The organism is Mycobacterium gordonae (assembly GCF_002101675.1).
In the GTDB taxonomy this organism is placed as follows: Bacteria; Actinomycetota; Actinomycetes; order Mycobacteriales; family Mycobacteriaceae; genus Mycobacterium; species Mycobacterium gordonae.
In genome coordinates, this window is record NZ_LQOY01000022.1 from 53,104 (window position 1) to 76,934 (window position 23,831).

At 66.0% G+C, this 23,831-nt stretch carries 32 protein-coding genes and 1 pseudogene; 7 read left to right on the forward strand and 26 right to left on the reverse strand.

Translation table 11 applies throughout. The features are described from left to right. Positions 1-4 precede the first annotated feature (4 nt). Both AWC08_RS04085 and AWC08_RS04090 read right to left on the reverse strand, forming a co-directional pair. Positions 5-1,030 (reverse strand): alpha/beta fold hydrolase, encoded by a 1,026-nt coding sequence (locus tag AWC08_RS04085; RefSeq protein WP_065134400.1) that lies wholly within the window; start codon positions 1,028-1,030, stop codon positions 5-7. Between the two features lie 44 nt (positions 1,031-1,074). Beyond that, a complete protein-coding gene (locus tag AWC08_RS04090) occupies positions 1,075-2,055 on the reverse strand; it encodes a proteasome assembly chaperone family protein (RefSeq protein ID WP_065134401.1) in 981 nt (326 codons plus the stop codon). A gap of 180 nt (positions 2,056-2,235) precedes the next feature. Between AWC08_RS04090 and AWC08_RS04095 the strand changes: the two genes are divergently transcribed. Further along, on the forward strand, positions 2,236-3,042 hold the full coding sequence (locus tag AWC08_RS04095) for a trypsin-like serine peptidase (protein ID WP_069433097.1): 807 nt from the start codon (positions 2,236-2,238) through the stop codon (positions 3,040-3,042). A gap of 164 nt (positions 3,043-3,206) precedes the next feature. Here AWC08_RS04095 and sthA read toward each other — a convergent pair whose 3' ends face one another. After that, the gene (gene sthA / locus AWC08_RS04100) at positions 3,207-4,613 is read right to left on the reverse strand and encodes a Si-specific NAD(P)(+) transhydrogenase (protein ID WP_142283404.1); all 1,407 of its coding nucleotides are present in this window, start codon (positions 4,611-4,613) and stop codon (positions 3,207-3,209) included. A 112-nt stretch (positions 4,614-4,725) separates the two neighbouring features. Between sthA and AWC08_RS04105 the strand changes: the two genes are divergently transcribed. Next, positions 4,726-5,781 carry a DUF4192 domain-containing protein gene (locus tag AWC08_RS04105; RefSeq protein WP_065134424.1) on the forward strand — a complete coding sequence of 352 codons (1,056 nt, stop codon included), beginning with the start codon at positions 4,726-4,728 and terminating at the stop codon, positions 5,779-5,781. Positions 5,782-5,794: 13 nt separating this feature from the next. On the opposite strand, the gene AWC08_RS04110 is transcribed toward AWC08_RS04105, so the two are convergent. The 3 genes from AWC08_RS04110 to AWC08_RS04120 all read right to left on the reverse strand — a co-directional run bounded on the left by AWC08_RS04110 (position 5,795) and on the right by AWC08_RS04120 (position 8,179). Continuing rightward, positions 5,795-6,487, reverse strand: a complete 693-nt coding sequence (locus tag AWC08_RS04110; protein WP_065134404.1) for an iron-dependent transcriptional repressor DtxR — start codon at positions 6,485-6,487, stop codon at positions 5,795-5,797. Between the two features lie 147 nt (positions 6,488-6,634). Continuing rightward, positions 6,635-7,606, reverse strand: coding sequence for a sigma-70 family RNA polymerase sigma factor SigB (gene sigB / locus AWC08_RS04115; RefSeq protein ID WP_065134405.1), 972 nt, complete (start codon positions 7,604-7,606; stop codon positions 6,635-6,637). Between the two features lie 147 nt (positions 7,607-7,753). Further along, positions 7,754-8,179, reverse strand: a complete 426-nt coding sequence (locus AWC08_RS04120) for a DUF3099 domain-containing protein (RefSeq protein WP_082986398.1) — start codon at positions 8,177-8,179, stop codon at positions 7,754-7,756. A 58-nt stretch (positions 8,180-8,237) separates the two neighbouring features. Between AWC08_RS04120 and AWC08_RS04125 the strand changes: the two genes are divergently transcribed. Next, positions 8,238-8,477, forward strand: a complete 240-nt coding sequence (locus AWC08_RS04125) for a DUF3039 domain-containing protein (protein ID WP_065134407.1) — start codon at positions 8,238-8,240, stop codon at positions 8,475-8,477. Position 8,478: 1 nt separating this feature from the next. On the opposite strand, the gene AWC08_RS04130 is transcribed toward AWC08_RS04125, so the two are convergent. Both AWC08_RS04130 and AWC08_RS04135 read right to left on the reverse strand, forming a co-directional pair. Next, positions 8,479-9,474 carry a YihY/virulence factor BrkB family protein gene (locus tag AWC08_RS04130; protein ID WP_069433096.1) on the reverse strand — a complete coding sequence of 332 codons (996 nt, stop codon included), beginning with the start codon at positions 9,472-9,474 and terminating at the stop codon, positions 8,479-8,481. Between the two features lie 64 nt (positions 9,475-9,538). Beyond that, on the reverse strand, positions 9,539-9,724 hold the full coding sequence (locus AWC08_RS04135) for a DUF7455 domain-containing protein (protein WP_055578419.1): 186 nt from the start codon (positions 9,722-9,724) through the stop codon (positions 9,539-9,541). A 117-nt stretch (positions 9,725-9,841) separates the two neighbouring features. Between AWC08_RS04135 and AWC08_RS04140 the strand changes: the two genes are divergently transcribed. Continuing rightward, entirely contained in the window at positions 9,842-10,231 is a 390-nt protein-coding gene (locus AWC08_RS04140; protein ID WP_065134426.1) for a DUF952 domain-containing protein, read from the forward strand. Here AWC08_RS04140 and AWC08_RS04145 read toward each other — a convergent pair. Then, on the reverse strand, positions 10,216-10,587 hold the full coding sequence (locus AWC08_RS04145; RefSeq protein ID WP_069433095.1) for a RidA family protein: 372 nt from the start codon (positions 10,585-10,587) through the stop codon (positions 10,216-10,218). The two genes, AWC08_RS04140 and AWC08_RS04145, sit on opposite strands and share 16 nt — an antisense overlap. Before the next feature lie 64 nt (positions 10,588-10,651). Here AWC08_RS04145 and AWC08_RS04150 point away from each other — a divergent pair, with 64 nt between their 5' ends. The 3 genes from AWC08_RS04150 (at position 10,652) to AWC08_RS04160 (ending at position 12,440) form a co-directional block, all read left to right on the forward strand. Continuing rightward, on the forward strand, positions 10,652-11,107 hold the full coding sequence (locus AWC08_RS04150; protein ID WP_069433094.1) for a DUF4352 domain-containing protein: 456 nt from the start codon (positions 10,652-10,654) through the stop codon (positions 11,105-11,107). A gap of 173 nt (positions 11,108-11,280) precedes the next feature. Beyond that, positions 11,281-11,562, forward strand: coding sequence for a hypothetical protein (locus AWC08_RS04155; protein ID WP_142283399.1), 282 nt, complete (start codon positions 11,281-11,283; stop codon positions 11,560-11,562). Then, entirely contained in the window at positions 11,559-12,440 is an 882-nt protein-coding gene (locus AWC08_RS04160; RefSeq protein WP_232007780.1) for a tyrosine-type recombinase/integrase, read from the forward strand. The genes AWC08_RS04155 and AWC08_RS04160 overlap by 4 nt, the downstream gene beginning before the upstream one ends. Positions 12,441-12,463: 23 nt before the next feature. On the opposite strand, the gene AWC08_RS04165 is transcribed toward AWC08_RS04160, so the two are convergent. The 17 genes and pseudogenes from AWC08_RS04165 to AWC08_RS04235 all read right to left on the reverse strand — a co-directional run bounded on the left by AWC08_RS04165 (position 12,464) and on the right by AWC08_RS04235 (position 23,724). After that, positions 12,464-12,688 (reverse strand): hypothetical protein, encoded by a 225-nt coding sequence (locus tag AWC08_RS04165; RefSeq protein ID WP_085087393.1) that lies wholly within the window; start codon positions 12,686-12,688, stop codon positions 12,464-12,466. A gap of 81 nt (positions 12,689-12,769) precedes the next feature. Further along, entirely contained in the window at positions 12,770-16,390 is a 3,621-nt protein-coding gene (locus AWC08_RS04170) for a tape measure protein (RefSeq protein ID WP_069433091.1), read from the reverse strand. A 238-nt stretch (positions 16,391-16,628) separates the two neighbouring features. After that, positions 16,629-16,964: a hypothetical protein gene (locus AWC08_RS04175; RefSeq protein WP_069433090.1), complete on the reverse strand. Its 336-nt coding sequence runs from the start codon at positions 16,962-16,964 to the stop codon at positions 16,629-16,631. Further along, the gene (locus AWC08_RS04180; protein WP_069433089.1) at positions 16,964-17,440 is read right to left on the reverse strand and encodes a phage protease; all 477 of its coding nucleotides are present in this window, start codon (positions 17,438-17,440) and stop codon (positions 16,964-16,966) included. Before AWC08_RS04180 ends, AWC08_RS04175 begins: the two co-directional genes overlap by 1 nt. A gap of 13 nt (positions 17,441-17,453) precedes the next feature. Continuing rightward, positions 17,454-18,338: a major capsid protein gene (locus tag AWC08_RS04185; RefSeq protein WP_069433088.1), complete on the reverse strand. Its 885-nt coding sequence runs from the start codon at positions 18,336-18,338 to the stop codon at positions 17,454-17,456. 14 nt (positions 18,339-18,352) lie between these two features. After that, positions 18,353-18,736 carry a DUF2190 family protein gene (locus AWC08_RS04190; protein WP_069433087.1) on the reverse strand — a complete coding sequence of 128 codons (384 nt, stop codon included), beginning with the start codon at positions 18,734-18,736 and terminating at the stop codon, positions 18,353-18,355. Beyond that, positions 18,733-19,257, reverse strand: coding sequence for a hypothetical protein (locus AWC08_RS04195; protein ID WP_069433108.1), 525 nt, complete (start codon positions 19,255-19,257; stop codon positions 18,733-18,735). Before AWC08_RS04195 ends, AWC08_RS04190 begins: the two co-directional genes overlap by 4 nt. Before the next feature lie 2 nt (positions 19,258-19,259). Then, positions 19,260-19,655 (reverse strand): helix-turn-helix domain-containing protein, encoded by a 396-nt coding sequence (locus AWC08_RS37560; protein ID WP_197521984.1) that lies wholly within the window; start codon positions 19,653-19,655, stop codon positions 19,260-19,262. Then, positions 19,652-19,873 (reverse strand): hypothetical protein, encoded by a 222-nt coding sequence (locus AWC08_RS04205; RefSeq protein WP_069433085.1) that lies wholly within the window; start codon positions 19,871-19,873, stop codon positions 19,652-19,654. Before AWC08_RS04205 ends, AWC08_RS37560 begins: the two co-directional genes overlap by 4 nt. 13 nt (positions 19,874-19,886) lie before the next feature. Then, positions 19,887-20,060, reverse strand: a complete 174-nt coding sequence (locus AWC08_RS36280) for a hypothetical protein (RefSeq protein ID WP_156803059.1) — start codon at positions 20,058-20,060, stop codon at positions 19,887-19,889. Then, a complete protein-coding gene (locus AWC08_RS04210) occupies positions 20,057-20,248 on the reverse strand; it encodes a hypothetical protein (RefSeq protein ID WP_069433084.1) in 192 nt (63 codons plus the stop codon). Before AWC08_RS04210 ends, AWC08_RS36280 begins: the two co-directional genes overlap by 4 nt. Then, entirely contained in the window at positions 20,245-20,385 is a 141-nt protein-coding gene (locus AWC08_RS36285) for a hypothetical protein (RefSeq protein WP_156803058.1), read from the reverse strand. The genes AWC08_RS04210 and AWC08_RS36285 overlap by 4 nt, the downstream gene beginning before the upstream one ends. A gap of 190 nt (positions 20,386-20,575) precedes the next feature. Continuing rightward, entirely contained in the window at positions 20,576-21,544 is a 969-nt protein-coding gene (locus tag AWC08_RS04215) for an AAA family ATPase (RefSeq protein ID WP_069433107.1), read from the reverse strand. Between the two features lie 99 nt (positions 21,545-21,643). After that, a pseudogene (locus tag AWC08_RS37870) lies at positions 21,644-21,721 on the reverse strand (hypothetical protein); the annotation flags it as partial. Positions 21,722-22,055: 334 nt separating this feature from the next. Further along, on the reverse strand, positions 22,056-22,328 hold the full coding sequence (locus AWC08_RS04225; RefSeq protein WP_083271053.1) for a hypothetical protein: 273 nt from the start codon (positions 22,326-22,328) through the stop codon (positions 22,056-22,058). Between the two features lie 116 nt (positions 22,329-22,444). Further along, positions 22,445-22,849: a hypothetical protein gene (locus tag AWC08_RS04230; protein WP_069433082.1), complete on the reverse strand. Its 405-nt coding sequence runs from the start codon at positions 22,847-22,849 to the stop codon at positions 22,445-22,447. Further along, on the reverse strand, positions 22,846-23,724 hold the full coding sequence (locus tag AWC08_RS04235) for a tyrosine-type recombinase/integrase (RefSeq protein WP_174900753.1): 879 nt from the start codon (positions 23,722-23,724) through the stop codon (positions 22,846-22,848). The genes AWC08_RS04230 and AWC08_RS04235 overlap by 4 nt, the downstream gene beginning before the upstream one ends. Positions 23,725-23,831 lie beyond the last annotated feature (107 nt).

Below are 23,831 nucleotides of genomic sequence, written 5' to 3' on the forward strand. Positions count from 1 at the left end.
CAGGTCAGGTGGCGCTGCGCTCGTCGGCTCCCATGGCGTTCAGAACGGCGACCCGGGTGTCGGTGGGCCCGGATACGGTGCGCTCGCCGCCGCCGCTGCGCAGCAGTTCCCGAAGGGCGGCCTGGTCGTACTCGGGTGGCTTGGTGGTGTCGATGAACCGCTGGACGATGTCGAGGAACCTGGCGGGGTCGTCGTGGAAGGGGAAATGGGCGGAGTCTTCGAAGATTTCGAGTCTGGATCCAGGCATCGCGGCATGCGCCATGTGCGCGTGCCGGACAGGAATCACCGAGTCTTTCTGGCCCCAGATGATCTGCACCGGAATGGCTTCGGTCAAATAACATCGGTCGAGCATCGTGACGATCTGGCCACGCCAGTCCACCACCGCACGCAGTGTGCGGGTGAACGCCGAGGACGCTGTGGGCTCCGGCAGGTCGTTCAGGATGCGCAGCATATTGGGCAGATCCCGGCCAATGGCGGTGGACCCGAGTGCGAGTCCGGCCAACTGGCCCAGCAATTGCACCGCCGGCAGCACCATCGGCAGTCGGAGCAGAGCCAGTGCCTCGGCGCCCATCGGCAACGACGCGAACCGCAACGCGACGTTGACGTCCTTGGTGACGCCGCCCGCGCCGACCAGGATCAGCCGGTCGACCAGATGCGGGAATTGGTAAGCGAATTGCATCGCGACACCGCCGCCGAGCGAATGACCGATGATGGTCACCCGCTCGATGTCCAGCACGCTGAGCAGGTCGCGCATTCCGTTCGCGTAGGCGGCGGTGGAGTAGTCGGCGCGCGGCTTGTCGGACTTACCGTGGCCCAGCAGGTCCGGGGCGATGACGGTGAATCGCTGTGCCAGCTTGGCGTGCACGCCGGTCCAGGTGGTCGAGTTGTCGCCGATGCCATGGATCAGCAGGATCGCCGGACCGGATCCCGCGATCCGGAACGCCCGCTTGTAGCCGTGAATGGTGCGGTACTGCAGCGACGGGGATGTCACTTCCCGCACCGGGCGGAGATTGCGCGTCCGCTCGGTCATGTCGGCAACCTCGTTGTCGGGCCGGGTAGGCGTGTCGGAAGCGGTTACTTCGGGTTGTCGTCGTCGTCGAACTTCTTCTCAGCCTGCTGAGCCAGAAACCGCTCGAACTCGGCGCCAAGCTCATCGCCGCTCGGCAGATCCTCGTCGTTCGTCAGTAAGGATCTGTTCTCCTGAGCGTCAATGAACGCATCGTACTGGCGCTCGAGTGCGGCCACCACTTGAGCGACTTCCGCACTGCCCTGAACCTGTTCGTCGATCTTGGCCCGAATCTCGGTGGCCGCTTCGGTGAGCGCTGTGAGCGGCAACTCCAGCGATCCGGTCTTGGCGACCTGCTCGAGCAGCGCCTGGGCGGCGGCCGGATAGTCGGTCTGGGTCAGGTAATGCGGGACGTGCACCGTGAACCCGACCACCTCGTGGCCGTGCTGTGCCATGCGGTACTCGAGCAGGTTGGAAGCGCTACCGGGAACCTGGATTTCGGAGATCCACGGTTGAAACTCCGCGATCAGGGCTGCGTTGTTGGAGTGTGCGGTCATCGTGACGGGCCGGGTGTGCGGAACGGCCATCGGTACCGTGCCCAGTCCGATGGTCTGTCGCACTCCCAGTGATTCGGCGAGCAGTCGCACCGCGGTGATGAAGCGCTCCCACTTGAGGTCTGGCTCCATGCCGGCCAACAGCAGAAACGGCGTGCCGACGGTGTCGCGCAGCGCGTAGAGGCTCAGCTCCGGGTCGTCGTACTGGGTGAAGTGATCGGTCTTGAACGTCATCAGCGGCCGGCGTGAGCGGTAGTCCAGCAGTTCGTCGATGGCGAACGACGCGACCAGTTCGGTGTCCAGCGCCGCCCTGAGGTGACGCGATGCCAGGCGAATCGCGTGACCGGCATCGGAGAAGCCTTCCAAGGCGTGTACCAACACCGGACCGCGGCCGTCGGACGTGGACAACACAGGCGCCGGAAACTCCAGCTCGTACATGCCTGGTTGTCCTGGCTGGTATTCCTGTGCCTCTTCGGGGTCGTAGTGATCGGACATTGGTGCTGCCTCCTCTCCGATTCTCGTAACGCCTCTCTAGGGTGCCCTGTCGAGTGTCGCTCAATCGATCGGGCTCTCCATTATCGACGACTCGAGCCCTTTTGCCGCACTTCGTATCAACCCACCGGGCAGACTTTCTATTCGCTTGTCGCAGCATCCGGTCGGGCATGATGGGTCTCGATGCGCGCCGTGACGGGAATTCTGTGCCTGCCCGTGAGCGTGGCGGTGTTAGTTACGTCATGCGCCGGGGCGGTCCATCATGCGTCCGTGGCCAGCTCGTCCGCGCCCGGGCCCGGCAGCTCGGTGCAGCGGCTCAGCGAGCCGGAGAACGCGGGGCTGGATTCCCGGGTCGGCGCGATATTCCGCGGTACTTCCCGCGAGGGCGGAAATCTGCACGTCTGCACCGGGTCGGTGGTCCACTCGAGGGCCGGTGACCTCGTGCTGACGGCTGCGCACTGTCTGCTCGGGGAGATCGACGCCACCTTTGTCCCCGGATTCGCAGGGGAGGCGACGACCAACGACACCTTCACCGTCGATGAGGTCTACTTCGACTCCCGCTGGATCACCAGCCGCGATCCGCGCGCGGATTATGCGATAGCCAAGGTCAGCGGCACCGGATCGGTTGAAGGTCGGGCCGGCGCTGCCTTGTCGCTGGGGACCGCGCCGACGGCAGGCAGCCGGGTCAGTGTCACCGGTTACCCCGCCGGGGTCGGCGGCCGGCCCGTCGCCTGTCAGGGCACCACCAGCCTCACCGATGAAGGGTTCCCGTCATTGCCGTGCAAGGGCCTCGTCGACGGAACCAGTGGTGCACCATGGGTGAGCGGGGCGACGGTCGTAGGGGTGGTCGGTGGGTTCGAAGGCGGCGGTTGCACCGAAAACATCTCGTACTCAGCGCCTTTCGATGAGCGCACCGCGCAGCTGTTGGCCCGCGCGCAAGCCGGCGGTCCCGGCGACAGCCCGCCGGCCGACTACGACGACACCTGTTGAGATCAGTGCGAATTGGCGGCGACCCGCTGCGCCCGGCTTCGCCGCGCTTGCGATCGCCGCTGTGCGAATTGGCGGCGACCCGCTGCGCCCAGCCGCGCTTGCGATCGCCGCTGTCGACATTGGCGGCGACCCGCGGCGCCCGGCTTCGCCGCGCTTGCGATCGCCTAGCGCCGGAACTGGTGCAGCGCCCGCATCTTGTTGGTCACGTCCAGCGCCGCGACCTTGTAGGCCTCGGAGAACGTCGGGTAGTTGAATACCGCATCGACCAGATAGTCGACGGTGCCTCCGCACCCCATGACGGCCTGCCCGATGTGCACCATCTCGGTGGCGCTGGTGCCGAAGATGTGGGCGCCCAGGAGGGTGCGGTCAGTGGTGGAGACCAGCAGCTTGAGCATGCCGTAGGAGTCACCGGCGATCTGGCCGCGGGCCAGTTCGCGATAGCGGCACACGCCGACCTCGTACGGGACCGAGTCCTTGGTCAGCTCCACCTCGGTCTTGCCCACATAGGACACCTCGGGGATCGAATAGATCCCGATGGGCTGCAGTTCGGTGATGCCCTCGGTCGGCTCCCCGAAGGCGTAGTAGGCGGCCAGCCGGCCCTGGTCCATCGAGGTCGCGGCCAGCGCCGGGAACCCGATGACGTCGCCGACGGCGTAAATGTGTTCCACCTTGGTCCGGAATTGGTCGTCGACGAAAATCCTTCCGCGATGGTCTGCTTCGAGACCGGCGTTCTCGAGCCCCAGGTGCTCGGTCTGGCCTTCGCGGCCCGCTGAATACATCACCGTCTCCGCGGGGATCTGCTTGCCGCTGCCCAGGGTCGTGACGGTTCCCGACGAGCCGACGTCGACGGCCGTGACTTCCTCGCCGAACCGGAAGGTCACCGCGAGGTCGCGCAGGTGGAATTTCAGCGCCTCGACAATCTCCGGGTCACAGAAGTCGAGCATGGTGTCCCGCTTCTCCACGACGGTGACCTTGGTGCCCAACGCCGCGAACATCGACGCGTACTCGATGCCGATCACGCCCGCTCCGACGACGACCATCGACGCCGGCAACGAGCGCAGGTCGAGAATCCCGTCGGAGTCCAGCACCCGGTTCTCGTCGAACTCGACCCCGGACGGCCGCGCCGGCTTGGTACCGGTGGCGATGACGATGTAGTCGCCGCTGACGGTCACCCGCTCACCCTGGGCGTCTTCCTCCACCAGCACGGTGTGCGGGTCGATGAAACGGCCGTGCCCGAGCACCAGGTCGATCCGGTTTCTCATCAGCTGGGAGCGCACCACGTCGACCTGCTTGCTGATCACGTGCTGGGTCCGGGCCAGCAGGTCGGCGGGAGTAATTTTGTCTTTGACCCGGTAGCTGGCGCCGTAGAGTTCGCGCTGGCTCATCCCGGTCAGGTAGACGACCGCTTCGCGCAGGGTTTTCGACGGGATCGTGCCCGTGTTGACGCAGACGCCGCCGACCATCCGGCCACGCTCGACGATGGCGACCGACTTGCCCAGCTTGGCCGCCGCGATCGCGGCCTTCTGGCCGCCGGGCCCGGATCCGATAACGACCAGGTCGTACTCGCGCATCGAAGTCATGTGTAGACGATAAAGCCCACAGTCGCGACTTTCTCCACAAGCGGGCGGCTGAATCACGTTGCGCGAGCACGAAGTGACGGTGCGGGTCGTCACCGTGGACGCCATGACGACGTATGAAGCTGGCTATGCACTGAACCGCCCCGCCACGTTGATCGCCGCGTTGCCGGCCATTCTCGGCTTTGTGCCGGAGAAATCGCTGGTGCTGGTGACTCTTGAGGACGGCGCCCTCGGGGCGGTGCTGCGGGCCGACCTGTCCGACGACCTCGCCGACCGGGTGGACGAGTTGGCCAAGGTCGCAGCCGCGGCCGATCCGCAGGCGGCGATCATGGTGATCGTCGATGCCGAGGGTGCGCACTGTCCGGGGTGCGACGAAGAGCACCGGCAGCTGTGCGACGCGCTCACCGACGCCCTGGCGGAGTACGGCGTCGAGCGCTATGCGGCGCATGTGGTGGACCGGATCGTCGCGGGCGGGCGTTGGCATTGCGTCGACGGCTGCGGTGCGGGCGGCGAGATCGACGACCCGTCGGCGTCGCCGCTCGCGGCGGCCGCGGTCGTCGAGGGCCGCCCCCTCTACCCGCGGCGCGCGGACCTGCAGGCGGTGATCGCACTGGATCCCCGGCGCAGCGCCGCGGTGGCCGGCGCGGTCGAGCAGGCGGCACGCGCGCGCGAGATCGTCCACCGCAACGATCCCACCACCTGTTCGCGCCGCGATGTGGAGAACGCGATCGCGGCCGCTGCGCGGGTCAACGACGGGGATTCACTGTCGGACGCTGATGTGGCCGAAGTGGGCTGCGCGCTGACCGACGTCCAGGTACGCGACACGCTGTACGCGCTCGCCGTGGGTGAGGACGCCGACGCGGCCGAGTCGTTGTGGGCGTTGCTGTCGCGGCTGCTGCCGCAGCCGTGGCGGGTGGAGGCGCTGGTGTTACTGGCCTTCAGCGCCTACGCGCGCGGCGACGGGCCGCTGGCGGGGCTGTCGCTGGACGCGGCGCTGCGCTGCGACCCGTCGCACCGGATGGCCGGCATGCTGGACCAGGCACTGCAATCAGGTTTACGGCCCAACGACATTCGAAGACTGGGCGGCACGGGTTACCGACTGGCCGAGCAACTCGGGGTGCGGTTGCCGCCGCGCCAGTCCTTCGGTCAACGAGCGGGCTGAGCGGATCGGTGGCTCAGACCTTCTCGACCTTGACGGCGTGCGCCATCTCGTGTGGCAGGGTGACGTTCTCGTGACCGGGGATGAGGATGGTGACCCCGCCGCTCTGGCTGTTCTCGACGGTGACGCGCGCATTGGGCACTACGCCGGCGTCCTTGAGCCGGGCGATCAGGTCGATGTCACCTTGCACATGTTCGGTGAGCTGGCGGACCACAACGGCGACCGGCGATCCGGGGGGCAACTCGGTCAACCGGACCAAGTTGGCTTCGTCGGCGCCGGAGTCGGGGCCGACGCCGAGGTCCAGCAGACCGGGGATCGGGTTTCCGAACGGCGACGTCGTCGGATTGTTGAGCACCTTGACCAGGCGGCGCTCGACATCCTCGCTCATCACGTGCTCCCACCGACATGCCTCGGCGTGCACTTCCTCCCACGGCAACCCGATGACGTCGACGAGAAGACGCTCCGCGAGCCGGTGCTTGCGCATGACGGAGATGGCCAGCGCCCGCCCCTTGTCGGTGAGTTCAAGATGCCGGTCTCCCGCAACACGGAGCAGGCCGTCGCGTTCCATCCGGGACACGGTCTGGCTGACAGTGGGTCCACTCTGCTCGAGCCGTTCGGCAATGCGCGCACGCAGCGGCGTCACGCCCTCTTCTTCGAGGTCGTAGATCGTCCGCAGGTACATCTCGGTGGTATCAACCAGGTCGTTCATTCAGCATCCTCCGTTGCCGCCGAGTCTACTTCGCCAGCCGCGCGAGTGGTTCGTCCAAAACGCCCCACCGCAGCAGTATGCCCGCCGCGCTTGCGCGGCGGGCACACCGTCTCCTACCAAGCTTGCCAAATTGGCTTGGGCTACACCTCAGCTGGCGTAAGACCGCAGTCGGTCGGCCCGCTCGCCGTGGCGCAACTTGCACATCACGTCGCGCTCGATCTGGCGAACCCGCTCACGGGACAGGCCGAACAGCTTGCCGATCTGATCCAGGGTGCGCGGCTGGCCGTCGTCCAGACCGAAACGCAGCCGGATCACCTGGTGTTCGCGTTCGTCGAGCGTGGCCAGGACGCTGCGGATGTCGGTGTGCAGAAGTTCGGCGATCACCGCGTTCTCGGCCGACATGGCTTCGGCGTCTTCGATGAAGTCGCCCAAGGGTGCTTCTTCTTCGGAGCCGACCGGCATGTCCAGGCTCACCGGGTCGCGACTGTGCTCCAGCAGATCGTTGATTTTCTCGATCGGGATGCCGGACTCGGCCGCCAGTTCCTCGTCGGTGGCTTCGCGGCCCAGGTTCTGGTGCATCTCGCGCTTGATCCGTGCCAGCTTGTTGACCTGCTCCACCAGATGGACGGGCAGCCGGATGGTGCGGCTCTGGTCGGCCATGCCGCGGGTGATCGCTTGCCGGATCCACCACGTGGCGTACGTGGAGAACTTGAATCCCTTTGCGTAGTCGAACTTTTCCATCGCCCGGATGAGACCCAGGTTGCCCTCCTGGATCAGGTCCAGCAGCGGCATCCCGCGTCCGGTGTAGCGCTTGGCCAGCGACACCACCAGTCGCAGGTTCGCTTCGAGGAGGTGACGACGCGCGGCCTGACCATCGCGAACCACTGCGGCGAGATCACGTTTCCGGTTCTCGCCGAGGCGCTTCCGGGTTTCCAGCAGGTGCTCGGCGTACAGCCCGGCCTCGATGCGCTTGGCCAACTCGACCTCGTCGGCGGCGTTGAGCAACGCCGTCTTCCCGATGCCGTTCAGATACACGCGCACCAAGTCTGCAGCTGGGCTTTGAGCATCCAGATCGCCGTCGAACCGGCTTGTGGTGGCCCGTGTAGTGAGTTCGGCCATTGCGCCCTCCCGATTGGCTTGTCTTGTCATGTGGTTAACGAGAAGCCCGCCGGATGAGTTCCCACCCGCTCGTCATCTCACACCCCGTGACGTGCACAAATACGGCGGTGACCTGAGAATGTCCTGAGAAGTGGCGCGATTGGACGGTTAGTCGGAACCGTCCGCGTCGATTGTCTGCGGATCAGGCCGCGGCGCGAAGTGCGGTCGCGGCTCCAGCGCCGGACGTTCGGCCGTCGGGAATAACGGGGTGCGTTGCCGGGCATGGTCGAAGCGTCGTGGCTCGTCGGCGCTGCGCGGCGGTCGGTCGTTGGCGATCAGCACGGCGATCCACGGCAGCGGTATGGAGGCCGCCACGATCAGCAGCGACACCAGGCCGTTGTGCCAAGCGCCGTAGGCGAGTGCGGCCAGCAGCAGAGCCGGAATTCGAAAAGCCATGATGGTCAAGTACTTACGCACGCGAGCGCGGTGCTGCACCTCGTAGGAAGGTGCGGCGGCAGTGATCAGTACCGGCCGGCCCTCGTGGTCGAAGCCGTCGAACTGCGGGCCCCGCTTCATACCTCCACTGTTGCACATCCAGCCGATTCCGGTTTCCCCGGTGTCTGTCGGCAGGTCAGGAGGCAGAATATGAGGGATGGACACCCAGACGATCGAGCGCACCGATACCCGCGAACGCACCGACGACGGGACCGGTAGCGACACGCCGAAGTTCTTCCACTACGTCAAGAAGGACAAGATCGCCGAGAGCGCGGTCATGGGCAATCACGTTGTCGCCTTGTGCGGTGAGGTATTTCCCGTGACCCGCGCCGCCAAGCCGGGCTCGCCGGTGTGTCCGGACTGCAAGCAGATCTACGAACGACTGAAGAAGGGCTGACTCACGCCTTCGGTTCCACCGGGTCGGGCGTATCCAGTGCGGCGGTGTCCGGCTGCGGTGGCGCCGGGTCGTCCGAGCCCGATAGGGCGGCGGTGCGACGGACCACCCAGTTGCGCAGCCGGTGAGCGTGTGTGGCCGGTGCCGGCCACTCCTCCTGGATCGCGGCATTGAGCTCGGCGCCGATCATTATCGAGAAGCCGCCGAAGAACGCGAACAACAGAAAGGCGATCGGTGTGGCGAGCGCACCGTAGGTGTAGCCGGTGCTGCCGATCCACCGGAGGTAGAAGCGCAAACCGAGAGTGGCGACCAGGAACACCACCGAGGCCAGCACGGTGCCCGGTATCAATCGGTGGGTCGGCAGCGGTACCGGCAGCGCGACCCGATACAGCACGGTCACTCCCGCCATCAAACCCAGGATCAACGCCGGGTAATAGCCGTAGTGCAGCAGATTCTGCAGACCCACCGGGATGTGCTCGCTCACCTTGCGCGGGCCCACGACCGCGACCGGCGCGGTGATCACCACAAACGCCAGCATCATGATGTACAGAAACAGGGCGAAGAAGCGCTGCCGCACCGGATGGCGCAGGGGCGTCTGATCGTGGGCCTCGACCACCGCGTCGACGAACGACGAGATGGCCGACGAGCCCGCCCACAGAGAGATCAGAAAGCCGAGCGACGCCACCTCACCGCCGGCAGTGGTGGTGATGTCGCGAATCGAGGGCTCGATGATCTCGTTCACCACGTTGGGAGAGAAGAAGTTTCGTGCAGTGGACAGCGTGCTCTTGATAATGGAGGACAGCGTGTCCTCGCCGAACAGCGGCGCCACCCAGGCTAACGACCCCAAGATGCCCAATAGCAACGGAGGCGTCGAGAGACAGGTCCAAAAACCGGCTTCCGCGGATTCGGAAAAAATCGAATCGTCCCACGCCTTGGACAGTGTCCTACGGCTGATTTGCCAGACGTGGTGGCGGAACGGTTTTCGGACCTGGTCGCTCATACCCGTCCAGCATTGCCCATCAGACCTCGCACGCGCGACATTGGGTCGGCGAGTTCTGCGGCAATTACTGGCCGCTGACCTCCAGCACTGCCGCCAGCTCGGCGAGCTTGGCTTCGTGCTTGTTGGCGTGGTGCTGGCAGAAGAGGAGCTCAGCGCCCGAAGGCAGCTTGGCGCGGACCCGGGCGGCGGCACCGCAGCGATCGCAGCGGTCCGCTCGAGTGAGCTCGGGACTGGTCAGAGTTGCGTTCATGGCTCCTCCGTTCTGGCGGTAATTTCACTCTGTCAGACGTTCGGAGTTTTCGCCTTGTTCCCCGACCGTTATGAGGTGTGTCGTTTCTCACGAATATTTGCCCACAAATGGGGGTCCATAATCACCGTGTCGGAAATTGGTCTTGTACTGGTGCGTTTGTGCTCTGAGCAGGAATGGAGGGCGGCCCGGGACCGTGGCTGGATCGCTCCCGAGCCCGCCGGACCGGACGCAGAGCCGTTCGTCCACTTGTCGACCATCGAGCAGGTGCATCTGCCGGCCAATCGGCTCTACCGCGGCCGCCGCGACATGATCCTGTTGTACATCGACGAGTCGGCCATCGACGCGCCTCTGCGGTGGGAGCCGGGAGTTCCGACTGACCCGCAGTCCATGCTTTTTCCGCATCTGTACGGTCGGCTGCCGGTGGGCGCGGTCATCCGGTCGGCGCCGTACCCGCCGGCCGCTGACGGCAGCTTCCCCGCCGTCAGCGCGGGTCAGGAACCGACGTAGGCATCCGCCTCGATCTCGACCAACAGCTCGGGGGCTATCAGCGCCGACACCTCGACCATAGTCGCGGCGGGGCGGATCGCCCCGAAAACCTCGGCATGCGCGTCACCGACTTCACGCCAATGGGAGATGTCGGTGACGAAGATGCGGGTCCGAACGACGTCGGCGAGTGTGGCGCCGGCCTGCTTCAGGGCGGTCTCGATGCGGCTCAACGCATCTCGGGTCTGAGTGGCGAGGTCGTCACCGCGGCCGGTGGTGCCGGCCACCGCGACCAGCGGGCCGACGCGTACGGCTCGGGAATAGCCGACGATCGATTCGTAGGGGGAGTCTGACGCGATGTTCTGGCGGCTCGCTGGCATGGCCGTCACGGTACGACCGGCTGACAGCTTTACCCGCAGGGCATCTGCTGGTAGCTGTGCAGGGGTGCGCCGCAACACCGCTTTGGCGTGGATTCTGGTTGCTCTGGCGGCCTCCGGTTGCCTTGGCGCCAGGCACGCTTCCGCTCCGTCGATCAACGACGAAGTCCGGGTGGGCGAGTTGGCGTTCACCGTGACGTCGATCAACCTCGGGGTCCCGGCGACCGGCCACCGAACGGTTCAGGGCGTCTTCCACGTCGTCAACCTGATGGTCCAGAACAAGGGGGACCGGCCGCGATCTGTTTTCTGCCAGGACCAGACGCTCAGGGATCCCGCGGGAAAGAGATACACGAACGTCGCGAACATCGAGTCGCCCGGCGACCTCGTCCGGATCGATCCGGGCGCCAAGGTACTCGTCAAGTGTGCATTCGACGTGCCGAGCGGAACGCTGCCCGCCGCCATCGAATTGCGCGACTCGCCCTACTCGCGGGGTGTGACGGTGCGGTTGTTGGGCGGAGGTTGAGGCTAGTCCAGGTAGTCGCGCACTAGGGAACGGTTAGCGCTGTACGTGACCAGCAGGGATGCAGGTGTAAGCGTAGCCGTGTAGGCGCAAATATCTTGGATTGAAGGGGACTTCCGGGAAAGGATTCGGATGTCGACCCGGCCCGATAACCCCGCAACCTCTTGGCGCGACCGGTGAGCGCCGCGACGGCCTTCGCCGAGATAGTTGCCTCCTTCAGCAAGCAGCTTGGTTGCGAGATGCCGACCCACACCAGCGGCCAGTGTCAGCGCCTGGCGCGCTGGCGCATCGACTTGCACGGCTGCGAGCAGGTCAACATGTGCAGTCACCACAAGGCCGCATGGGTTCGACGAGAACAGGCCCGCGCGCTACAGAGCGAAAACGGCCTGCCGCGGTGCGCCCACTGCGGCCACGCATTCCCCAGCTTCAACGACGCCGTGAGGATCACCGCAATATGAGCGCCGTACTGAGATTGGTGCCGAACGCCGGAGCCGGCGACGACGATGGCGGGTTGACCGCATTGGAGCAGTGGGAGTTGTACATGCGCGGGGCCGGGCGTTCCAATCGGACCATTTCTGAGACGATCGGTGTGTTGCGGCGCTTGGAGAAGTTCGCCGGCGCGCGCGTCGAATGTGTGAGGCCGCTGGATATCGCACGGTTCCTCGGTCGCAAACGCCTCAAGCAGAACAGCCGCGCCGCCTACTACGGCTACATTCACGCGTTCTACCGGTGGTGGGGTGAAAATGGTGGCGTCAACGCCGCGGCGAATTTGCCACGGCCGAAGGCGCCGAAGGGCGTTCCCCGGCCCATCACCGATGAGCAGCTGCGCAATCTGCTGGATCTGCGCATGCACCGCCGGACCCGGGTGATGATCTTGCTCGCGGCGTTCGCCGGCCTGCGGGTGCACGAGATCGCGAAGATTCGGGGGGAGGATGTCGACCCGATGGCCCGTGCGTTGCGAGTCACGGGTAAGGGCAACGTGACCGCAGAGCTCCCCTTACATCCTCTGCTCGTGGAGGCTGCGCGCGGCATGCCTCGGCGTGGCTGGTGGTTTCCAGGGAATTCGCGGCGGGCCGGGCAGCCGATCCTGTCCCGAAGCGTTGCTGACCTCATTGGGGACGCCATGGACCGGGCCGGCATCCCGGGCGGCACGGCCCACCGTCTACGTCACTGGTACGGGACGAAATTGGTCAACAGCGGCACCGATCTGCGCACCACGCAGACGTTGATGCGGCACGCCCAGCTCAACACCACTGCGATCTACGTCCAGGTGGCCAACCCCAAGCATGCGGAGGCGATTAACCGGCTTGGGGTGACTGGCGATGAAAATGAGTAACCACCGAGCGTCGCGCCCGGCGGTCAAATCCTCGACACCATGTAGGTGTAGTTGTACATCAGCATGCGCTCGGTGCTGCGTTCCCGATCCAACTCGTCTCCGATGTCGAGCCTCAGGATCTCTTCGTCGTCAGCCAAAGTGGCCTCAGCCTGCTTCAGGGCCGCGTGATAGAGGGCGGTGCCGTCGATATATTCATGGTTCGGCCACCTGATGCTGCCGTGCCGCTTGTCGGGTTCGAGGGGCGTCATGGAGTTGATACAACCACCGCTGGCCGACACACGACCCCCGGCGGGGCCTCAGCCACGGTTTGGCAGTCCAGTTTCCTAACGTCAGCGCGTGTACGACGCCAGCTGTGCCGCGGCAACGGTGTTCGCCATGGAGTTTTCGCTCCAATTGGCCGCGTTGAACGTGTTGTTGTTGGTGATATTGACGTTCTTGCTGTTGTCGGTGTTACCGCCCTGGTGCACGGGGTCGGGCAGCCCGGCCGGACGCCCGTCGATGCCCTGCCCCTGGCCGACGACCTGTTCTGGGGTGGGACCGCCGCCGCCGTCCTCGCCCCCCTTGCCGGCGACGTTGGGCAATGCCAAGGACGCGCCCGCAAGGCCGCCCGCGATCTTAGTTACCCAGTTGTTCGTCGCGAGGTCCGAGCCCGCAGGTAGGAGCGTCTCCGCGAGGCCCTGCACGCCGATGCCCGCGGCCTGACTGCCGAACTGAATACCGCGGTTGACGAGCTGAATCATCGCCTGGGCGGCCGCCGCGCCCGCCTGGCCACCGAAGGGTGCACCGGCCATGCCCGCCGCGCCGATCCCGGCCTGAATCGCGGCCATTGCCATCCCGCCAATGCCTGCGCCGCCTGAGCCCTTGCCCTGCGGTGCTGCGACGCCGCCGATGCGGGTGGGGTTGGCCGTGTAGGGCAGCTGAGGCAATCCGGGGCCGGGTGCGCCGGGCTGGGGGCCGCTGGGGGCCCGTGGCACACCGCCTCCCGGGCCGAAGCCGCTGGGACTAACGGAAGGCGCGCCCGGCGGTATGTAGTCCCCAGTTGCATTGCCGGAGGCGTCCAGCCCCGTCTTCGACCCGTCGGCGTTGGTCCGCCACTGTGTTGCCGTGCCGGGGCCTACCGCGCCGCCGCGGCCGCCGCCGCCCGCCGGTCCCCGCGCAGCCGGCCCTGTACTGGCCGGACCTGATGAAGGTCCGGGCATCGACAAACCGGGTATCGACAAACCGGGCCCTCCCGAAGGGGACGCGCCGCCGGGCCGGAAGTAGTGCGACGTGAGCGCGGGGTCATCAGCCCCGGTACCGCCGATGCCGCGGTTGGCGGCCGCAGCATCGCTACCCCAGTTGAACGGTGTCCCGCCGGGCAGCGTGGCCTGCATATGCCCGCCGTTGAACCCGACGCGGAAGTCTCCGGGGCCGCCCATCCCGGGGATGAACCCATGCTGAGTCAACCACTGGGCCGCGTTCCCTGTTGCCATCGAGCGCCCTGCAGTCGGACGGCCATCCAGGATGTTGACGAGATCCTCTACGGCGCTTGAGCAGTCACCGAGGCCCCTGGACAGGTCGCCGCTGGCGTCGTACCGCCCCGCTGGGACGCTGGCCAGCAGCGCGGCATCGCCCGGGTATGCCCCGCCGCCTCGGCTGGCGGGGTAGTACAACGCCGCGCCCGGCGCCCCCTGACCGCCCTGGCCTAGTGAGGCGAACGGAGTGAGCTGATACTGCGAGCCGAAAGCGCCCGAGGCGGCCATTGCGCCCATGAGCCCGGATCCAGCCTCACCGGGCTTGTAGCCGGAAACGAGCTGGGACGCGGCCAGCCTTCCTAGTAGTGGGGCTGCGGCGAGGTTGGCGATGAACTTCGTGATGTTTTCCGCGATGCCCGCCAGACCCTTGCTGATACCGAAGTCCTGATCGAGCGCGGCGCCGATGTCACCCAGCTCGGACAGCCACGACTTGAATTGCTTGCCCTGCTTTCCGAAAATCTCGGCCCGAGCCTCGTACAGCCGTAGCTCGGACTGCTGCTGGTCGCGCAGCGCCTCCACGACGTCGTTGCGGGCGTCGAGGACGTCCTGCTCCGTGGCGTTCGCGTCGTGCTCGAGCTGCGCCAACCGGGCGCGCTTCTCGGCCAGCTTGTGCCGGGCGTCGAGGAAGGACGACTCGGCGCCGTACAGCGACGACGACATCGGCAGGTTCTCGAAGCCCGGCGGCAAGGTGGTGTCGTACGGCACCACGGGCGCTTTCGGCAGATGCGGCTTGCCGTCGCCGGCCGCGCCGGACGGCGGCAGGATCGGCCCGCCGGCAGGCCCGGGGCCGCCGTCGCCCGCTACAGACTTGGGTATGCGCGGGTCATACGGGCCCGGTGCCGTCGGACCGAACGGCGTGCCATCGGCCTTGAGTGGCCGCCCCTGCGAGTCGAAGAACGGCACCGACGACGGCGCGCGGTACAGCGGCTCCAATTCCTTCGGGATCGGCCCCCGGCCTTCGAGCCACTGCTGGTAGCCCTGCGGCATCTGGTGGTGCTGATCGAAGTACTTCTTGCCGGCGTCGAGCTTGGCCTGACGGTCGCCAGCGCCGGGGCCGATACTGCCGGGTGCTTCGCTGCCCTTCAGTAGCGGCAACAGGGCGATCAGCTCGGCCGGTAGCGCGATCGCGGACAGCGCGGCACTGATGGCCGTCGCGCCGGCAGTGGCGCTGGCGGGCAGTGAGACACCCAGTAGCGTGTTGATCGTCTGCAGGCTGGTAATGAGCGCCGAGACGCCCTCGATTGTCTTCCAGGCCGCGTACGAGCCGGCCACGACGTAGATCAGCTCTTTATGCTCGGCCAGCGCGCGGGCGATGGCGCCCAGCACCTTGACGACCTCGCCCGCAACCTCGGCCGAATTCTTGAAGAAATCGTGAATCTCGCGCTGGTGGGCCGTCACCCACGCGCTCATCTCGTCGAGCCGCTGCCGAAGCGTTTTGAGCACTTCGACGAGGGTGTTGCCCTGGTCGGTGGGCTTGCCGAACAGCGCGCCGAGGAAATTAGCGCCACCGCGGGCGATCGACGTCTGCACGTTCTGGATTGCGCCCTGGATCGTGTCGCCGGAGGCTTTGGCGAACCCGCCGGCATGCTGCTCGATCGCTTTCAGCAGGTCCTCGAGCCCAACCTTGTTCTCGCGGAGCATTTTCGCCAGCTCGGCCCCGCTGAGATGCATCGTCTCTTGCAGCCATGGCACGACGGGGATGTTGCGGAGCTGATTGGTGACTTCCTCCATGGACAGTTTGCCCTGGTTGGCCACCTGCAGGAATGCGTCGCCGATTTCGTCGATTCCGGCGCCCGCGAAGCCCGCCGCGTCGGCCACGTCGGTCATGAACCGCTTGAGGTCGCCCGTATTCGACGCCAAAGCCCTTGTGGCGACGGAGAATGCCTTATCGAGAGCAAATGGGGTGTCAAGCACCACCTTATTGACGGTGTCCATCACCCGCTGGACGTCGATGCCCGCCTTGCCGGTGGCCTGCAGCGTCCGGTTGAGGTTCTGCAGCCGGTTTTTCGCCGCGTCGATGGCCTCGTAACGCTGGAAGCCCTTGAACAGCGTGTATCCCGCCGCCCCGATCAGCCCGCCCGCGGCCGTGGTGAACGCCATGCCCAGCGCGCGGCCCGCCAAGGCACCGGATTTCGCCGCCGCGCCCTCGTAACCGGACATAGTAGAGGCGAATCCGCTGATTCCGGGCAGGGATCGGACCATCTCGGCGCCGAATCCGGTGCCGAAGTTCCGGCCGGCGAGGCGACCATGGGCGGTGAACTGGGTCGCGAGCTGGCCGCCGACGCGGTTGAACGCCTCGGCGCTGCTTTGGACCTGGGCCGCGAACGCCGCGCCTGCGCGGGTGCCGGCGGAGGCGAACTGCTGCACCAGCTTGTCGGCCTCGGTGCGCGATGACCGTTCATCGAGGCGGGCGACGATATCTGTGTGTAGTGCCATTACGCATCGCCTCGAAACGTATCGCGGCACAACAACTCTGGACAATCAAATGCGTTGCTGCACAACGGATTCCGCGGGGCGGGCCAGCAAACTTTTCGCCCCGTGTGTGAAAAAGTCGCGACGTCCGTCGCGCGACTCGACACCCCCCCGGTCTGATAATTTCGGCTGGGGGGGTTGCGTTGTGGGACAACGCTTTTCACGTTCACATCGTCAACCAATGCTGTTGCGCCACAGTACATTACGTGGCTTCATCGAGTTGAGTCGTCACCGCGTCGATGAGGTCGGGCTTGCTCATAGCATGAGCCTCGGCTCGCTCGATCCCGATAGCCTCGGCATAGTCCACCCAGGCGGCCTTCGGTGCAGCCTGCTTGGGTGGCAATGGGGCGGCGCCGGTAGGTGCTGCGGGCCCAGGTGCTGCTGCGGGCTCAGGCTCCGGCGCGAACACGTCCGCCCGCTCACCGCGGGCCAGCTCGTCCTCGGACAGCTCGAACCGCTGCCCGAACAGAGCGCGTCGTCTGCGTCCGTCGCCGTCGCGGTAGTTCCACAGCGCGACACCCAGCGTGCGCGTGGGCATCAGTGGAACCACGCATCGGCGGCGGCCGGGGCGTCCGCGTCCTCGCGGGAGACGCCGTGGCCCAGTTCGTGGATCGGCACGGCCGTCTCGTCGGGCACCGAGGCCAGCACCTCGGCCATGGCCGGGTCCGCCTCGATCAGCGTCACCCAGTGCCCGCGGCGAGCGGGGGTGATCTTGCCCCGACTGATGGCGTCGTCCACCGAAGCCTCCACCTTGGCCTTGGCCGCCGCGGCAACGATGCGACGCCCCTCCTGGGCGTCACGGCGCAGGGCGGTAATGGTGTCGGCGTCTATCAGCTCGAGCCCCACGCGGCGGGCTGCTGCGGCCACGGCTGACGGCTGTGCCGTTTCTGCAGTTGATGCCGTGACCGCGTCCCTGACCGTGGCCAGGGTGGTGTCGATGTCGGTGGTATCGGTGGGCAGACCGAGCGCATCAAGCAGCGCGGCGGCCTGCTCGTCGTCAAACATCAGTGCCATGGGGTGTTCCTCCTTAACCGGCGAGCCCGGTGAGTTTCTTTGCGGCGAAAGGACGATCGACTGCGAAGGCCGGCACCACGTACGCCTGAACCCACCAGGAGCGGGTGGCCTTGTCTTCCCAGATGTCAACGGTCAGCGGCCACTCGAAGCCCACGGTTCCGACCATGCCGCGCTCAACAGCCCAGGCGGTTCCGGCTGTGACGCGCGGGTTGGCGAACATGCTCTCGATGCCAGCGCTCTTGAGCATCGCGTCGAGCTTGTCGCCGTAGGCGACGCGCAGGCTGTGTGCTTCGTTAGGGTGCACTACCAGCAAGTTGTGCTTGACGCCCAGCTCTTGCAGATCGCTGGCCAGCTGGGCGGCCGAGAGGTCAGCGGTGGGCAGGTCGGCTGATGCGGTGAGTGTGTCGAGCGGGCCGATGGTGACCAACGTCGACCAGTCATTGCCCGGCACCACGTTGGCACCGGTGACGGCCGCGGTCAGTTCCGCCATGGCCAGCACATCGAGCTTGCGACTGATGGTGTTGGCCAGCTGCGTGGTCTGCTGATCGAGGTAGGACACGTTGTTGCGCGTGATTTCCTCGATGCCGACCTGAAACTTGCCCCCGTAGTCGGCGACCAGTGCCAGCTTGGGATCGGGGTCGACGCCCTCAACGATGCGGTATTCGCTGCGGGGTGCCCGCTTCTCGACGTCGGAGGTAAAGAAGTCACTGGCCTGGATCACGTTGTACAACATCCCGCCGCCGGTGACCTGAGAACCGAACGTGCGGAAGAATTTTGGGAGAAGAATAGTTTCATCCGCGAGCTTGGCAATGCGCGCCCTGATGTAGGGCGGTTGCTTGAGCGCGATGTCGACGGTGAGCCGGCGGCCGGACAGCTCGGGGATCAGTGCGTTGGGCATGTGCGGGTCCTGTTCTAGTAGAGGCTGATCTCAGCGTCGGCGCCCGAGGCGGCGCCGGTCATGGCGTAGCCGACTGCCACACCCGCATCGAGGGTGACGGCCTTGCCGGCGCTGCCCACCTCGACTTCGGCCCCGGCGGCGATGATCCCGGCGGTTGTCACCTTGACCACGCGGGAGTTGCCGCGGGCGATGGTCACCAGCTCGCCGCTGGCGGCATCGTTGGCTGCGACTCCGCAAACCCGGCCGGCGGCCGTGGCGGTGACCACGGAGATGTTGCCGCCGCTGGTGCGGTTGCCGTTGATCTTGACGAAGGTACGGGAGGTAATGCTGCCGCCCGCTTCGCCGGTGATGTCTTGGCCCGGGTTGTAGACGCTGATGTTCTTCAGGGTCGTGCTCATCGAATTCCCTTCGAGGTGAGTTGGGTACGGCGTCGCCGTGCGGCGGCCACTTTCACAGCACAATCTCGGGCACGCGCCGCATAGAGATCCTCGACGTCGGCCAGCGATTTCAACGACGTCACCGCGGGCCCGTGGGCGCCGAGTAACGCGACAGCCAAGATGACCATTGGCCACTCGCGGCCGTCTTGATCCCGAAAGTCGTACGCAGCCTCGATGCTTCGCTGGGGATACGCATACTGCATGATCTCGGCCAGCTTGGCGGGCACGCCCACGAAGTCGGCAAGCAGTGCCTGTCCGTCGGCCGACAGGCGCATGGCGTCGACGTAGCCCACTGCTGGATCTCCCTCGCCCAGCGGCTCGACGTGCCCGAGCTTGAGCGCCGGCCGATGCACGACGCCGGCGTTGAACGCCTCGATCGCACTCACCAGATCCTGTGTGGTGGTGCGCATGATCCCGGTCTTGGCGGGCCACCGACCCAACCGGACCAACTCGATACCGCGCAGGGTTCGCACGTCAGGCACGGTCAACTCCGCTTGGCCGCGCGCCGCTCGGCGCGCTCGACGACCGGCAGCGCAGGGAGCAGAAGCCGGCCGCCGGCACGGTGCGCGGGCAACTTCCCGCGGCGGACAAGATCGCGGACGCCGTTGGGCCCGATGCCAAGGATTGCCGCAGCTTCTCCGGTGTCGAGCAGGTCATAGCGGGCAGTGTGCGCCGAATCCTGCTGACTGCCAACTTCTCTGGCGTCTACGCGGCATGTCGCGGGGTTATCACTGGCGCGGGCAACAGATTTCCGAAGTTGTCTGATGAACTGATCGAGCTGAGCAGTCGGGGTGCGATCGACCAGCAACGCTGCAAGCGCGGCAAGCACATACTGCACATCCGGCACGCTGAGGACCACCCCGTCAACCCGCTCAATCACAGCCGCTCCTGAAGCTTGATCCACAGCCGTGTCACTTCTCGGCCCAGCATCACAGGCCGCAGGTGGCCGAATTGTTGTCTAAGCAAGGTGATTTCGTCGATGATCTCCTGGCGGGTGAAGCCTTCGACATCCATCGCACCACGCAGGGCAGCGCGCTGCAGCTGGTCTCCCTGGACGACCGCAAGCAGCCACTGTGCGCACCGCCAGCGCAGCTGCACAAGGTCGTGTGTGCTAGTCAGCGGCATCGCGCACCGCCTTCGCCGCGGCGGCAAGCTGGCGGGCCAGCTCGTCGGCTTCGTCTGCTGTCGCGGCGTATCGCTGAAAGCCGATGCGGATGAACACCCGTGGCGAGCCGATGTACTGGCGCGCCTCAAAGTCCGCGTCCTTGACGCCGATGACCTTCATGCGTCACCGCCTGGGTTGACCACCCGGCAGAACGCGCACAGCCCGTCGTCGCCGTCCGGTAGCTCACGGACACACTCGGTACATAGCGGCTGCAGCTCCGGCACGCCCTCGCCGAGGTGGCCTGGATCGGGGCTTGCAGTGACTTCGAGAAACGCGAACAAGCTTTCTTCGTCGTCGCGGTTAGTCATGGTGCCTTGGCCTTTCGGTCGGTGATGTCGGCGAGAACGCCCAGGAGTCGCAACGCCTCAGGTGCCGTTAAGTCGCCCGGATGAATCTGCGGCCAGAGCCGGGCGATATCACCCAGGATCGGACGTAGGTCCAGCACGTGAGACACGCTGCCCTCGACGAGGGCCGCTGCCTGCCCACGTCCCGGGAGGGGGTCTTTATAAGACCCCCCTCTCCGGGGGACACGTTGGGCGCGGCGCAGCCGGTGCGTGTCCCGATGTGTCCCGGCGGCATTGGGGACACGTCTGAGCTGGATATTTCCCGACAGCGGGAAGAAGGTTCGCGGACACTCATGTTCCGAACACCTCCTGGTAGGTGTCCCCGTCGACTTCGGGACACATTTCGGTGGTCTTTCGTGCCCTCACGGCTGCCGCGATGATGGAGTTACCGAACTTGTATTCGCGCTGGCGCAGCGCAAGGCGCGCCTTGCGTGCACCCGTATCGATAGGCAGGCGAAGGGTCTTCATCGCCTCGATGCACTGGCCGATTCGCTCGCGTTCAGAGAAGCTGAGCTTCGGCGCGATAGCGACGTGTCGCAGATGTGGATTGACCCGACGGTGCAGATGCATCTCGTCCGGGTGGGCGCTGCCGCGTTGGCGCTCCAAGCACAGTCTCACGCTTGCTTCGCCATCAGGCATTGGTTGCTGGCTCAGCTGCCACACGACATCGACATCATCATTCTTGGCTGAGGAACCCCGGGCACCGGCAGTCCTGTCCTTGCCGCGGTGGTCGAGTCGGACTACGGCACGGCCCCTGGCCTTCAATGGCGACAGGGTGTGTCGGTAGAGAGCGCGGTAGGTGTCGGCGCTGTTTTCCTCGCCTGCTACGACACGCGCAATCGTGTCGATGACGACCAGGTCCGCAGCGTGATACTCGGCCATTTCAGCGATGTCTGCGCCACCGGCCGGCCCGTCCAGTGGTGGCATCGTGGGAAACGACAGGTAGCGCAAGCCACTGAGATCATCTGGCCGATACCCCATGTCGCGCAACCGCTCAACAAGATCGTCGCGGCTGTTCTCGTGGTCCACGTAGAGCACACGAACCGGTGCCTGGCGAGGACTTCCCAGCGCCGAGCGCCCGGCCGCGATCGCGGCCGCGACGTCGAGCATCAGCAACGACTTACCGGCCTTCGCCGGCGAGACCAGCGAATACGACTGCCCCCGTGCAATGAAGTCGGGAACCAACCAGGCGATATCGTCGGGAGCGCCCTCAAACAGTCTGTGCCAGTCCAGAGCTGGATAGCGCTTGTGCGCGGCCATGTTGCTGTTACCTGCAACATGCTGGCTGCCATGAGGGGCGTGACGCAGCCTTAGGCCTTCATCAGCCGGCTCGTCTGGTGGCGGTACGTCGGCATAAGGGTCATCGATTATCACCCCACCGTCGCGATCGATCCACGGAGCATCGGGATACTCACGCCCGTAGGGGATGTCGCCCACGGCTACACCCCCGCCGTGCGGCGATGAACGGCCGACGCCAGATCGCGTCGGCCGATGCGCGCCAGGCCGCGGCAGGTCTTGGTATCAGCCAGCGCCGGCAGGCCCTGCGCGTCGAGGTGATCAATGGCCTCGGCTGCGGCCTCAGCCTGGCGATCGGTGATTTCACCACAACGCCAACAGGGAGCGTGAGGGTCGGCGCGGTGACCGCAATCGAGCAAGGCGCGGCCGCGTCGCCACTGACGCACGGCGCCGGAGACGGTAAGCTCTTGGGTATCTGCTGCTCGAGAATCTGCCGCCCGGTTGCCACCCGGGCGGCGTTCTCGTTGAGGGGGGCTCACTGGCCACCGCCGGCGGCATCCGGCTCGGCAATGCGCTCGGCGACAATGGCCTTACGGCGCCGCCTTGCCTGTGCCGACCTGAGCGCCATCCGCGCGAAGTGGGCTTTACGGAGATGTTCTGCGCGGACGGGATCGCCCTCGGCTGCGGAAAGAAATTTTTCGTCTAAAGCTCTGCGCGCCTTGGCTGTTCGAGCAGATCGGTCCGGCGTACGTGCCCACGAGTCATGGGCTGCGATTTGAGCGCGCAAGGAGCGCTCGGTCGGTGTCATGGTCAACTTCTCATCTCCGGCATGGGAGTTGAGCCACCTGTAGAGGGTGGCGCTGAGAAGCCGGCGCGGAATGCGCTGCTACGGGATACGGAGCCCGCTCGCTGTATTGAACGCTATCAGGAGCGTTGTGCAAGAGCGCGTAACTGAGTGACTGTCAGCGTGTCGGTTCGCTCAGCGAGGCTTTCAAGAACGGGCATGACGCGCTCCCATCGCAGCGTCAGACCCGGCAGCTCAAGGACCCAGCGGTACCCGTCGTCGGTCGGTATCGCTCTGACCGGCGGCCGCGGACTGTAGATGTCGGTACCGCCACTTGCCAAGATTGCATCCGACCGCTGCCGGGCCCTGCGACTTAGCGGCTTCCCCTCAATCCGCCAAGCCGCCATTGAATTGTCAATTCTTCCCGGAAAGGGTTCGGACAGCCATTCGTCGCCCCACTGTTCGTCGACGACGAACTTAACGAACGCGCACACGGTCTTGCCGATGTCATCGACAAGTTTGATTCGCGCGACTGTGGTGGTCACAGTTCGCCCAGATTCAGCCCGCGCGCTTCGCTGGCGGCTCGCTCGGCCGCAGTGGCGCGGGTGTAGCGATCAATCATGTCGCGCGTCGACCACCCGGCGACGGCCATCAGACCGCCCTCGGAGCCGCCAGCGGCCAGCCAGCGCGATGCGGCGGTGTGCCGGAGCAGGTGTGGGTGAAACTTCGCTAGACCGGCCACCTGGGCGCGGTATTTCAGCGCGGCATGCAGGCCGTAGTACGACAGATTTTTGCCACGGTCGCCTAGCCACAACGCGTCACTGTCGGCTAGCCGGTGGGTGCGCCTGGCGCGCAGGTAGCGGTCAATCGCGCGAGCGGTCTGGTCCCCGAATGGCGCGATGCGTCCTTTGCCGCCCTTGCCCCGACGCACGGTCACGATGCCGCGGTTGAGGTCCACATCACCCACGCTGAGCCCGCACACCTCGCCGGCCCTCATGGCCGTCTCGGCCATGAGCCGCACGATGGCCTCGTCGCGCCGGTCGCGGAATTCCCTCCCGCCGCACGCCTTGATCAGCTGGCGCAGTTCGGTCTCAGTCAGGGATTCTGTGACCTTCGCGTCCAACTTGGGCGCTTTAAGTCCAAGCAGGGGATCGGTGTCGACCTCGCCCTCTTCCTCAAGCCAGGCCGAGAATCGCCGCACCCCGAGCTGACGGGCCCGCGCGGTGGCAGGCTCAGCGCCGCCCTCAAGCAGATCGGCCACGAACCCCTTCACCAGGTCGCGGTCCAGCGCGGGGGAGTGGCCGTGTTCGTTGCACCACCGGATGAACGCGCGTACGCCGTCGCCGTAGCTCTTGATGGTCTGGGGCGACTTGCGCTCGGCGCGCAGCGCCAGCTCCCAAGACGGCAGCAGCTCGACCAAATCCAGAGCCGCAGGTTTGAGGCGCGCCATGGCCAATATCTTGACTAGTAACGCTGTACTTGTCTACTATTTCTGCACTGACCAACAAACCCGCTGGTCAGACCCGT